Below are 13,634 nucleotides of genomic sequence, written 5' to 3' on the forward strand. Positions count from 1 at the left end.
AACAATACAAAATTTCTACTACTCCCTTAGTGAAATTTAGAGCATTTTGTAGTATAATATCCTCAAAGTTATTTTTTTCACAAGAGACACCCCTTTCTGTGTTGTTTTGTTTTCCATAATCTATTTTATCACAGGGGTTGTCTCTTGTTTTTTCACTCAAAAAATCTTACGATAATTTTACACTATGGTTTTAATCTTTTTTATGTGGCTCATTTTGTGTTGAACTAAATATATGGCTTCTCCTCCTCGTGTCTAGCACCTACTTGATACATTATGAGGAAGAGAAGCCTTTTATATTACTCACTTTTGCACAATTTTTTCGTTTTATGTTATTTACCTACGAAAATTTTGCTTATACAATCTAGCAGTATTTTATCTACTCTTAACACTGTGTGCTTCAAAAACCAGAAACATATTTTAAGCTCCAAAAGTTACATTTTTAGATTTTAAAAATCAGGTAATCGTAGATCAAACCGGTTTAAGTAAGTAAGGACCGCCATCTGAAACCAGGAGCCCGTTACTGGTTCAACTGCCGTACTGATAAGCGGTTGACCATTGGTCCAGTCCACAGCTTCACCGGGTGTGACATAGCCGCGAGCAGTTCGGCTGACATACCACTTAAGCCGAGCCAGTGCAGTGGCATCATCACCCCTCCAATGCTCAATCATAGACGCGTACATAGTCATTTGTGGCCAAACTGGTTCGGCTGCGCCAGCCTCATACTGTCCACCGGGGCTATATGGACTAGAATAATAGAACTCATCGTTTTCATATCGAGCAATGCCGTACCTATCATGGGTCAGCCGTGATAGTACCTTAATGCGGTGATCTCGAATCCTAGTATCAGTCGGTGAAAGGAGACCAAAAACCCAAATCAAGTCCGATGAAGCATCAACCGTCGTTCGCGCTGTACCGTCTGTATTGATCGCCCGATTAAAATAGCGATTAGATTTATTCCAGAGACCTCGTGGTGAAGACAAAAACGATCGTAGAATCGCATCCTTGATGGTTTGAGCACCCGACAAATAGTTATTTGAACGAGTAATATCACCTTTTTCTTGGGCTAACAACCGTCCAGCATTCAATCCTGCGGCATAAGTAACTTGAGTAAAAATATTATACTCGACCTGCTCCTCCCAGATAGAAGCATCAGCCGGACCAAACCCAGAAGCGCCAATGTTTTTGTAGATGAAATCACCAGCGCGGGTTATCTGCGTCCAAATGTTATTCAGAAAAGTCGTCGCTGCCGAGGAATCGCGGGATTTGAGTAAACTGTAATGTTGATAAACCCCGATGAGAAAAAGTCCAATGGCATCGTGTTCAGGCTCCACAAACGAGATCCATTCATTTGCCTTCCATACATTATAATTTGTATGCCATGTCCCATCTGTATTTTGAACAGAGGCCATCCAGTTCCAATACTTTTCCGCCTCAGAAAGATGATTAGCAGCATCCATTCCCATAGCTGTTACAGCTGAGTCACGAACCCACACCTTGTACTGATAAGAGGGATTTGTAGCCGCGGGCCAGGAACCAAACTCCGGATGTTGTGCCTGTTTGTTTATGATGAGGCTCCGATCAAAGGCAGTATTGATACCAATATCAGACGTATTAACCCGCTGGCCGCTGTTAAGCCAATTATTATACTCGGCAGCAGTTTGGGTAAACCAGTAGTCAGCTGTCTGAGATCGAGCTAAATCTGCTGCTGCTTCCGCTTCCTCCTGAGTTGAACCGATAGCATAATAAAAAGCCAATGTTACACTACCTCCAGCAGGCACGGTAATAAGTTTCTGAAAACCCATGCTAAGATTCTGTGACCAAAGATCACCGCACCTATTTAGAACACCGTTGGCGTCGAACTGATACCACGGTGATGACGTCTGACTGTTAGGATTGGAATCGGCGTCATTACCCACCTGATAACTATCCATAGTCTGAAAAGCACCCAATTCAATATAGAACTGACCAGTCTGGCTCATGTCAGTACCAAGTGCATTTCGACTCACGTCCCACCAGCCATGTTGCCACCCTGGATTCGGATCGCTACTAGTCCTGTTGTTCAAATGAACTTGTTCTAGAAAGTTTAAAGTACGTGCGCTACTTGTCTGGTTTAAAAAAGTATATTTGATCACAAGAAAATTTTGGTTAGGCACCATGGCGTATTGTTTGGTAATCTGTACTGGCAAGGCTGAGCCATTATAGGTCAGATATCTCACGGTAAGAGTCCCGTCGTTTTCAAACCATGCTTCAGAATCAAAGCTATGAGCATTGGTATACTTTATGGGAGTAAGATCCGTTTCATCTCGGAAAAAAGCAGTTGCATCTACGATTTGATTAGTAGGCCAATCGCCTCTGAAATGAAGTTCAGCCAGGCGAGGGCCATAATTTCCATTATCAGTCGGGCTTAATTTGCTAGCCATGTGAATACCTATCAAGTTGGACCAGTTATTCATCCAAAAGGAGCGAGCCGAAGTTCTTGTTGGAGTAGTTTGTTGTAGAACAATCAGGTTATCAAGATTAATAGCACCATCATTTTCGGAACTGTACCAAAGTACCACTTGATGAACACCCGCTGAAAGCCACACAGTGGTTTCCACTGTATCCCACACATCCCAGTTATAAAGATTTCGGAATTGGAGAGTACCTGCATACTGACCATCAATAAATAAAGTTCGCGTGGCAATAGTAGTACCGCCGTTTCCATATCGGAATCGAAGCGTGTAGGTATCACTAGTTGGAACATTTATAATAAACGATACACCTTTATCACTAGCATCAAAGTTGTCTACAAAACCGCTGCCAGTATATCCTGTATGATCGGTATTGATGTTAGTGCCACTTTTAATAGCATATTCTGCTTCATACTGTCCATCTGGCGGTGTGGTTATCGTACGCTTTACATAAATCATATCCCAGTACTTTAAGCTTGGCACAACAAACTGGATATAGTTACCTCGGCTATCATTACCCGTCGTATAAGTGAGTGGAATGGTCATACCGTGATCGAGATCCGGACTGGCAAGATATACGCCACTGACAGCGGCATTAGGTCCTGGATAGTATTTAACTCCAATGTTGCTTTGGAAAGTAGGCTGAACAGCTGGGTTACGCCACTGATCATCATTGCCCATTAGATTAATCAAATGTATGATATCATAATCAGACTTGCGTTTAATCATTTGCCAAATAGTACCAGAAGTTCCGTTGCCGCTTAAAGGTTGTCCGGTTGTCAGTGCAATCCATTGGTTGCCTTGGTCAGCTGGAACTATATCAGGATCAAAGAGTAAATTTTCATAAGCAGTAGCAAAACTATAGTAGTCTCTCATCGCTGCCTTGAGAGAATTACGCATTGACTTGGAACGGTTCGGATAATATTCATGCGCTAACATCTGATTAGTATCACCAAGCTCAATGTGTGTAGCACCGCTAGCAAACATCATTGCATCTGCCAATCGAACTGAATGTTCCTCAAACTCTCCAAGAGTTAAATGATCGACGTTTATAGCGCCTATATTGTCACTGTCATACTTTAATGTCACACTATGAGTACCAGCAGTAAGTCCCTCTATTTGAATCCACGCGTCCGTCGCCCAAGTATCCCAATCCACCTGATTAGCAAATGAGACTTGTCCCAGAAATCGTCCATCTACATAAACATTACGAGTAGCAGTAGCACCAGTGGCATTTGCATAACGAAAAACAAACGAATAATCACCAGTCTCAGGGAAGTCAATTGTCCACGTGATAGAATCACCCACCGTTTCAAACCCATCGACAAAGCCAGTGCCCGTATAACCAGAATGGTTTGTATTGACACTAACGCCTGATAGAATAGCGGATTCAGCTTCATATATTGGACCGTATTCCTCGTTGTAATTCATATAAGCTGCAAGTACAACAGGCTTGCCACCATTGTTTTGCCTGAGCCATTCGATGTAATTTCGGAGATCATTATATGTGTTAGCTTTCCACCAAATCTCGCTGAAGTCAAAGTCGCTGGCACCATAACGAGCAATTTCTCCCGCCCCCCAACCGTTCACTGTACCATCAACAATATTAAAAGTAACAACATTTTTTTTTGCATTATTAGATTCTAATTCTGACTTAACTTGTTGAAGAAACTGAGCGAATGTACTAGGCAAAGTAACGGAAAAGCTAGTATAATCGTAAACATTGTCTCGCTGCCCCATTTGATCGATCTGTATGCCATCAAAACCTGCCGTATTGATAGCATCTTTGTATTCACTAATGATCCAACTCTGCCAATTCACATTTGCTGGATTAAAAAGCCACAGAAACTTGCCATTATGAAAATCCACGTTAAACTGGCTTTGATGTGCCGTATCTTGAAAGATACCCCAGCTAGGGCTGATTCCCCACATTTGTTCATATCCTTCACGAGCTGCATAACTCATAGCGTAAGCCATGGCATAAGCATTAAAGGAATGAACTGCTGCAACATTGTTTTGTATAGTTTGCCAAGAAAGTGTGCGATCAAAAAGATCCACCCAAGTAGAATCTATAACTCCATTGGTTCGCTTAATTAGCTTCTCATGCCGCCACATCCAGTCGTAAAATTGAAAAATATTAAGATGATAGTCTTCCACCATCTGTTTAACTATATCTGTGGATTGCTGGGCAGTCTGTGAAACAGGAAAGTTTGAGATAAAACCATAGCGAGGAAACCGAAGCGGAGAGGAACTTACATCGATACCTGTTCCATTGAAATCTGTACTTCCTGCCGCAATTCCGGCATAATAACCAACAAAGTCGGTAGGTGGAGCAGTCCATGTAAATGTGATTGTAGTTGAATCCCCATTGGCAAGAGTAACTGACTGACTTGCAGTGTAAATTTGGCTTTCTAGTTTATTAATCTGAAGAGTTAAAGTGCCGGACCATGTCGAACCAGTTTTATTAATTAAATCAGCACTAATGGTAACAAGATCCCCTGGATTATATCGAGCTTTATCTGTATAAACCCGTTGAATCAAATTACCTGTTGAAGCGGCATAAGCAACAGAAACTCCTGGTGAGATAGGATAAGTAAATAATGTGAAAAAGTTAGACAACACGAAAATTACTATTAAAATTGTTATAAAGAGTTTTCTTCTATAAAGAGACAACATAATCAAAAACACCTCCTCATTTTATTTTTGGTTTTCGGAGAATAACTTCAAAGTCATCATAAAATTAGTGGTTTTGCTATATATTTTCAAAAGAATTCCCCTGTTTTTGGCGAATTTTTAACCCTATGAAACCCAATAATAACCAATTGTCGTTTTTAGATAGATAATATCTAATACTTTCCTCAGACTCTATTGGCTCTCACTTAATGTTTCAAGTTTTTTATTATGAAACTGAAAGATGTAATATATATACTCTTTATTGACAATACATATATCTACCTCGCATAATTTCTTTCATTTTTTATACCATAACTCGCCAAGTTTATATCGTTAGCATCATTATACAATGGTAGCAAATAGGAATACCTCAATTTCTCAAAAATTTTTATACAAAGTTTGTGCTTATCCTAATCTTCTAGATAAAAATAGCAATAAAATGAAGAGAGCTTAAATATAAGAAATAGCTCAAATATGTCCCATTTATCTATCCTTGAAATATTACATAAATTTAACTCTCACAAACTATATAAACCATATCCCAAACTCTTAATTGTGGTATAACAAATCTAATAGCTTTCCCATGTTCATGAGGTACATATTCATAATCCAGTTTCTTCGGTTTACCAGAATCGATGTCTGGTGATGCTAAATATACACCTTTTACCTTTTCTACTACAAGAGCAATAACTTCGATATTATTTATAATTTTGGATCTCTTCTCTTTCCCTTCATTCCACTTTGTGCTTTCTAGTCCAGTAAAGTTAATAAAATGTATTATTTTATATCCCGGTTTTTCTTTTATTAAAGTCCATACGCTATCCTTTTCAGCTTTTGGTGAAAACTTTGTACCTTTAAATACATACTCACCATTTATTCCTCCTGTATGTGTCATAGTATTATCAACAATATTAAAATCATATAAAAGTTCTTCATATCTTACAATGAAATCATAATAATTTCTTAGCTCTCTAACGAATCTCTCATTGTCTATCATTGTATAATTAGGATAATAGGCCTCTGTTAATATGCCGTTTAATTCACCAAGCAAAAGATGAAAGCCGCCACTTGCAAATATTGTAGCCATCATCATAATTGTCGCATTTTCTGCATATTCTACTGGGACATTTGATCTTTTTGAAAAAGGCTCCATGTATGCTGCAAGAATAACCTGCTTATCAGGAGCATATTTTTTCGCATTTGTAATTAAATTATATAAATCCTGATATGTATCATTTGGAGGCCATACTTCTATATATACAACATCCTGTTTCGCACTTGCTACTGTATCAATAGGCCAGTTATTTACAGCATTAAAAATTAAAGCAGGTTTATATCCATTTTTTTCGATATACTCCATTGTGTCATTAATTAACACAGGAAATTCATTCCTTAGTCTTCTTATCTTTTTCACACCACCAGCAATACTTAAAGCCTCTTTGGGGAAACCGTACTGGTCCATGTGTATACCATCAAATCCAAATTTAATAGCCTTTAAAAATTCAGATATTATGTGATTATGCCATCCAGATTCCTTTGATATATCCATAATGTAAATCAAATTTATAAGGTCAAAAACAGTTCCATCATTTTTATACAGTGCCCAATCTTTATGTTTATCATAAAATTCTTTTTCACAACCGTAAACAGCACCATAAGCAATAGCTGTCATACCAAATTTATGCGCATAATTAATTTTTTGCTTTACTACATCAATTAATAGGTTTCTACCAAGAGGATCAGCAAAACTATTAGTCGGGGGTAACAGTTCATGATGTCTATACATCCAGTCATAAAACTGTACTACATTTATATGATATTTGTTCAACTGTACTAAATCTTTATCATCGTTTTTATCTCTATCAAAAAAATCCGATAGAAAACCGTATCTCGGTGCTAATTTCCATGACTCGGTAATATCAAACGATGTTGATAAACTGTTAATCTTTTTATTATTCCTGTACAAATCCACTTCAACCCCAAAGCCCATCATCTCTTTTTCGTTTTTTTCTATATTAAACTCAAAAACAACTTTTTCGTCATGCAATTTTAATTCTTTTTCTGTTTTATAAAGTATGTCATGAAAATTTAAAACAGTACACGATACAGTATAGTTACCTAAATCATCCGTTACCTCAAATGTTGCAATAATTTCAACTTTTTCACCAGGCCTATATTGTGATTTTGACGGATACACATCTTTAATCCTCAAGTTGTACACCTGCCTTTTTAAGTTCATAGTCAAGTACTAAATACATAGCGTGTGACCACAATAATGGCTTTGCAATATTACCCCACTTATTAACCCAATAGGGATAATAAACTTCATTATTTAAATGATAAGGTACCTGTTCTGGCAGATATCCATTTTCATCCGCTTGCTCTTCTATCCATTTTTTTACTTCTTCCGCTTTTTTATAATCACCTGATTTGCAATAGTAAAGCCCCATCCATGCAGATAATAATATCCATTGGCCGCCACCATAATAAGTATCTTTTCTATAGCGGTGCATTCCCCCATTGTGTAAAAGTTCTTTTTCTATTCTTTTAATTGTATTTAGAAATATCTCATCATTTACATCAACTACTTCAAAAGGTATTGCCAGCCATATCAAACTACTGTCAACACTATTGCTTCCTACGTATTTTACAAAACTATTTTCAACAACACAGTTTGTCAAAATATAGGTCTTTATTTTATTCGCTAATTCTTTAACTTTATCATCATTTAAATACTTGTTTATAGAATTAAGTCCCCCATAAAGGCATGCTAGCGTAGAGGTATGTATTTTATCACTATTTTCTTCCCATACATCAAAATTAGGATAATACCATAAATTATCAATGTATTTAATTGTAATATCTATGCTTTTGAAAAAATCATTTATGAGTTCCGTCTTACCTGTAATTTTTATATGTTCTGATAATCCCCAAAGCCATGTGCCATATCCATCAAGTTGAAAATTACCCCATCCACTATCTTTCTCTTCATAACCTTCCAGCGTATATCGCGCATAAAGAAAGTCATTCGGTTCAAGTTTATTGCCATTTTTTATTTTCTCTATAATTTTATCCACTTTATAACTATATCTTATTATCACTTCATTTACCCAACGATAAAATTTCTTTGCTTCAGCATACTGCTCCACTAAATCCATAGAATACGCAATGAAACTGCCATCTCTCAACCAACTGAAATGATATGTTGGGAATGAAGGTGATGCTATAAATGAACCATATTCTGATTGATTATTTTTAATAATTTTAATACTCTTTTCTACCAAATTCTCCATTTCAATTCCTCCAAAAATTATTTTTTAATAAATATCATGTCCCAGTATTGCAGTTCAGGAACAGATATTTCCAGATATTTACCTTTACTATCTTCCTTCTTTTTAAATTGAAGTTTCATAACCTTACCATCATTAATATCTGGTGAAGCAAGATAAACATTTTTAATATTATCATCTTTTAAGTAATACTTCACCTTAAAATCTTTTATTATAGGTGGCGCACTATAATTCCCTAGATCATCTCTCCAATTCGAAACCTCAATACCAAGTAAATTTATCATGTGTATAACATCATACCCTTCTTTTTGTTTCGCATATGTCCATACTGTTCGTGCTGAACCATTGTTACTTATCTCAATTCCAGGTATCTCTATTTTGTTATCTGATTCTTTAAGCCCATCTCTTAACAGATTTTCATATGCTGTTAAAAAGTCATAGTAATTTCTCATAGCTTTTACAAGTGATTCCGACATTTTTAAATTTGCTGACGGAAAATACTCTTTTGAAAGCATTCCCGTATCACCAAGCTCAATATGGTCGCCACCAGCAGCAAATATTGCAGCATCAGTAAGTCTTACACTTTTATAAGACTCTAGTATGCTCAACCTTTTAAAGCTCCTTCTTGGATACCTCCCCTTATGAAATACTTTTGGAATATGATAAATATTAAAATTATTGGTATAACAGCTATCAATGATGCTGCAAATACAAGTCCCCATTTTGTTGCAAACTGTCCCTGAAACATTCTTATCGCAATGGGCAATGTTCTTTTTATTGGGGTCTTTATTAGTGTCAATGCAGTGAAAAACTCATCCCATGTACCTGAAAAAGCAAAAATTGCAAAAGTTGCTAATGCAGGTTTTGAAAGTGGCAGTATTATGTGTCTGTATATAGTCCACCTAGAACCTCCATCAATAATAATTGACTCTTCCAATTCTCTTGGTATCTGTTCAAAAAAGCCCTTCAAAAAAAATGTATTTCCTGCAATTCCTCCTCCTACATATAGGAGTAAAAGTCCTGTATATGTGTCAACAAGATGCATTCCATTAATAACCGTATATTGTGCTACAATGTTTAAAACTCCTGGTACCATCATTGTAAAAAGATAGATATTAAAAATTAAATTTTTGCCAGGAAAATTGAACCTTGCAAACCCATATGCTGATAAGGTAGAAATAAAGAGAGACAATATTGTATTCGTTATTGCGAGAAATAAGCTATTTAAAAAGTATCTTTCGAAATTGTTAGCATTCCACGCCTCTATAAAATTGCCTAAGTATAAAGATTTTGGTATCAAAATAGGAGGATATGGCATAACATACGTATCTTGTGTCAAAGCTGTAGCTACCATGTACATAAAAGGAATAACCATGGCAGCAGAACAAATCAATAGCAAAATATGAATAATAAGTTGACCAAATTTGCTTTTAACCATAAATATTGCCCCTTTTAATAATTAAACTCATCATACTTCAAGAGTCTTTTTAGTAACAAAGTTATAGCCATAATTACTATACCAATTATTACACTAATTGCAGATGCATATCCGAATTCAAAATCTGAAAACGCCCTATTATACATATAATTCAAAAGCACATCCGTTGTACCAAGTGGAGCACCATTTGTTATCATCATAACTTGTATAAATACTCCAAATGCACCTATAATTAGATTTATCAATATAAAAAAAGTGGTAGGTTTTATTAACGGTATAATAATCTTAAAAAACGTTTGAACAGGGTTAGCCCCGTCTACTTCAGCAGCTTCGTACAGCTCATTTGGTATACCTTGAAGTGCTGCCAAGTATATAACCATTACCCATCCTATACCCTTCCATATGCCAAGAACCCAGATTACAAAGTTAGCTGTCCATGTATTCTGAAGCCAGGAAATAGGATCAGAAATTAAATGTAGCTTCAACAATGCATAATTAATTAGACCTTCTTTACCATCTGTAAATAAATATTTAAAAATTAATGAAACAACTATCCAGGAAGTAATTACAGGTATATATATCATAACTTTATATAAATTTTTCCCTTTAATTACATTGTTAATTAAAACTGCAACAATAAGCCCTATCGCCATTTGACCAGGTACTGTAACAACTCCATATAAAACCGTATTTCTAAAAGCTAACCAAAATTTTTCACTGTGAAACGCTCTCATAAAATTTGCAAACCCTACAAACTCACTGGGTTGCCCTGGCATTATATTGTAATTTGTAAAAGCCATATAAATATTTTTTATTTGTGGATAAACAACAAATACAGATAATAAAACTAACCCTAATCCTATAAAAGGCAAAACCTCAAACCATTCTTTAAATTTTTGCTTAAAATGGCTATTCTTTTTGTTATTTTTACTTTTATTTTCTAATATAGACTGTGATAACATTGAATCCAACTCCTTTTTGTAAGAAGGATTAAGAGTACACTCCTAATCCTTCTTACAAAACTAATTTTAATTATTTTGCAAAAATTCATCTATTTGTTTTGCAGCTTCATCCAATGCCTGTTGAGGTGTTGCTTTACCTCTAAATACTTTTTCAAAAGCTTGATTTAAAGTCTCATCTATCTTACCCCAATTTGGACTTGGTGTTCTTGGCCATGCAGTTTTTAATTGTTGAACATAAAGGCTAATAATCGGATCACCGCTGACATCTGATGAATTAGCTACATCCATATTTGTCGGTATAAGCCCTGCTTGTTGCGCTAACAATTTTTGAGGTGTTTCAGAAAACATATATTGCATAAAAATCCATGCCTCTTTAGGATGTTTAGTATTTTTAAATAAAACAAGGTCTTCACCGCCTACAACTGATATGCTTCCTCCAGGTCCTTGCGGAAATAAAGCAGGTACTGTAGATTGCTTTGCAGCATCTCCTTGTATGCTGTAAAACCATGGACCATCGTCAATCATGAGATAATTATTACCTTTCATACCACCCCATGTATCTGGCTGTCCTCCCAAAATACATGGTCCAATTAATTTCTTGTTATATAAATCTAGTAATTTCTCCAACGCAGCTACACTTTCAGGGCTATTCAAATATCCTGTAGCTTTTGTATATTTGTCGTCAGTAACCTTACCACCCAGTGAAAGAAAATAAGGAGCAATTCCCCAAGGTCCTGTTCCACTGATTGCTAAACCCCATTTATCTTTTCCCTTTATTTTTTCCGCAGCTGCAACAAGTTCATCAAAAGTCTTTGGTGGTTCTGTTAATCCTGTTTGTTGTAATAACGTTTTATTATATATTGCTATCTTAGTATTTGTATTTTGAGGAATTCCATAATAGTGACCATTGAAATAGTTAGTCTCCATAGGTCCTTTAAATGATTTTTCTTTTATAGCATCAAAACCTTCAAGGTTATCTACTGGTTGTAGTGCACCTAATTTCGCAAATTCTGGTACCCAAATTATATCCATCCTCATTACATCTGGAGTTGCATTACCTGCAACTGCTGATATTACTTGTTGTTTTAATCCATCATAAGGCATGCGCGTAGCTTTTACTTTAATATTGGGATATTTCTGCTCAAAATCAGGGATAATTTGCTCATTTAGAATCTTATCTTCCGTATCACTGAAAGTATGCCAAAATTCAATTGTAACAGGTTCTACTTTCTGGGTATCGTTTACAGAACTATTGTCAGTTGTCTTTTTTGTGCCATTATTTGAACTACATCCCGCCATTACAAATGTCAAAGTCAAAATAGCTGCTACTAAAACACTTATCACCTTTTTACTCATTCTAAATTTCCCCCTTTTATTAATCAAATTTATAAGTCAAATATTTATTTAATTTGTTCCCTTTACCCCTCCCTTCAACTTTTTTCAGTGAATGAAGTATTAAAAATAAATTAATTAAACTCACTTAAAATACTGTTAATGCATTATCTTGACCTTCATATAAAGGTACTTCAAAAAGTTTGCTAATCGCTAATGTTGAAGCACCAATCACCCATCCTTCATCTCCAAGTTCAGATACTTTTATCTGTACTTTTTTCTCATGCATTTTGAAAAAATGATTTTTTACAATATCACTTATAACAGGTAAAACAATATCTTTAGCAATCATTCCTTCTCCCGCAAGGATTATTGTTGATGGATTTAATAGATTTATCACGCTTAATAAACCATACCCCAAATATTTTGCAGATAGCCTTAATACATCAATCGCAAGCATATCTCCTTCTTTTGCATATTCATAGACTTTTTCAATAGATAAATCTTCTGTAAGATCTATTTTACTTTCACTATATATTTTTATATTATCTTTAATATAATCCACTATGAAATCTTCTGAAGCATATGCTTCCAGGCAACCCCTTTGTCCGCATTCACATTTTCTGCCTTCAGCAACCAGTACCATATGTCCTATTTCTCCAGCACCGCCAAAATCACCAGTATACAATTTTTTATTAATTACTATTCCTGAACCAATACCAGAACCATAAGTTACCACTATAAAATTATTTAATTTTCTTCCATGTCCATACCACAATTCAGCTAATGTATAGGCATTAACATCATTATCAACGTATACAGGAACGTTAAATTTATTCTCCACAATATTACCAATTTCAACATTACTCCAATTTAACATACCAGAATATATAAGCCTGCCTCTCTGTTGATCAACTAAACCAGAAACTGCGACTCCTATACCCATCAAATTTTTGTTATAAGGAATCTTTGTAATTAATTTTTCTATGTTTTCAACCACCATGTTCAATACCGTATTACTATTTGTCCCTTTTTTAAATGGTACAACTCTCTTTTCAAGAATCTCACTTTTAAGATTTGTCAAAGCAAATATCAAGTTATTCTCCTCAATTTTAATGCCTATAATATATCCGTAATTATAATTAAATTCCAAAAGAATAGGTTTTCTTCCACCTGTAGAATCAGCCTCTCCTACTTCATGAACAAGATTTTGGCTTTCTAATTCTTCAACAATGTTTGTAACAGTAGATAATCCTAAATTAAGATTTTTTGAAATATCAGTACGGCTAATAGGTCCATTCATTCTTATTTCGTTTATTACTAAAGAACGATTAATATCTTTTATAAGTTCCTTGTTTCCTATCCTTAGTTTCATTTACCATCACCTTTATATATAATAACATACTTTTTTCACTGAATCAAGTATCTTTTTAATAAAGGCTCTTTGTCAATAGTTGGGGTGGGTATTTTTTCTGAATGCCCACCTTTA

General features: G+C 35.4%; 8 protein-coding genes. All 8 read right to left on the reverse strand.

The window, feature by feature from the left end:
• Positions 1 to 446: 446 nt before the first annotated feature.
• The 8 genes from I4N53_RS04325 to I4N53_RS04360 all read right to left on the reverse strand — a co-directional run bounded on the left by I4N53_RS04325 (position 447) and on the right by I4N53_RS04360 (position 13,520).
• Positions 447 to 5,126 (reverse strand): glycoside hydrolase family 66 protein, encoded by a 4,680-nt coding sequence (locus I4N53_RS04325; protein WP_028992696.1) that lies wholly within the window; start codon positions 5,124 to 5,126, stop codon positions 447 to 449.
• A gap of 508 nt (positions 5,127 to 5,634) precedes the next feature.
• Positions 5,635 to 7,320, reverse strand: a complete 1,686-nt coding sequence (locus tag I4N53_RS04330) for a glycoside hydrolase family 66 protein (protein ID WP_214495687.1) — start codon at positions 7,318 to 7,320, stop codon at positions 5,635 to 5,637.
• A 4-nt stretch (positions 7,321 to 7,324) separates the two neighbouring features.
• Entirely contained in the window at positions 7,325 to 8,416 is a 1,092-nt protein-coding gene (locus I4N53_RS04335; protein WP_004398768.1) for a glycoside hydrolase family 15 protein, read from the reverse strand.
• 17 nt (positions 8,417 to 8,433) lie between these two features.
• Complete coding sequence (locus I4N53_RS04340) at positions 8,434 to 9,021, reverse strand: glycoside hydrolase family 66 protein (protein ID WP_255549698.1); 588 nt, start codon at positions 9,019 to 9,021, stop codon at positions 8,434 to 8,436.
• Positions 9,018 to 9,851 (reverse strand): carbohydrate ABC transporter permease, encoded by an 834-nt coding sequence (locus tag I4N53_RS04345; RefSeq protein WP_003868296.1) that lies wholly within the window; start codon positions 9,849 to 9,851, stop codon positions 9,018 to 9,020. The genes I4N53_RS04340 and I4N53_RS04345 overlap by 4 nt, the downstream gene beginning before the upstream one ends.
• A gap of 14 nt (positions 9,852 to 9,865) precedes the next feature.
• On the reverse strand, positions 9,866 to 10,813 hold the full coding sequence (locus I4N53_RS04350; RefSeq protein WP_019908053.1) for a carbohydrate ABC transporter permease: 948 nt from the start codon (positions 10,811 to 10,813) through the stop codon (positions 9,866 to 9,868).
• Between the two features lie 66 nt (positions 10,814 to 10,879).
• The gene (locus I4N53_RS04355; RefSeq protein ID WP_214495686.1) at positions 10,880 to 12,169 is read right to left on the reverse strand and encodes an extracellular solute-binding protein; all 1,290 of its coding nucleotides are present in this window, start codon (positions 12,167 to 12,169) and stop codon (positions 10,880 to 10,882) included.
• A gap of 124 nt (positions 12,170 to 12,293) precedes the next feature.
• Positions 12,294 to 13,520 carry an ROK family transcriptional regulator gene (locus I4N53_RS04360; RefSeq protein WP_028992688.1) on the reverse strand — a complete coding sequence of 409 codons (1,227 nt, stop codon included), beginning with the start codon at positions 13,518 to 13,520 and terminating at the stop codon, positions 12,294 to 12,296.
• Positions 13,521 to 13,634 lie beyond the last annotated feature (114 nt).

The sequence above is a fragment of the Thermoanaerobacter sp. CM-CNRG TB177 genome (assembly GCF_018588165.1).
In the GTDB taxonomy this organism is placed as follows: Bacteria; Bacillota; Thermoanaerobacteria; order Thermoanaerobacterales; family Thermoanaerobacteraceae; genus Thermoanaerobacter; species Thermoanaerobacter thermocopriae.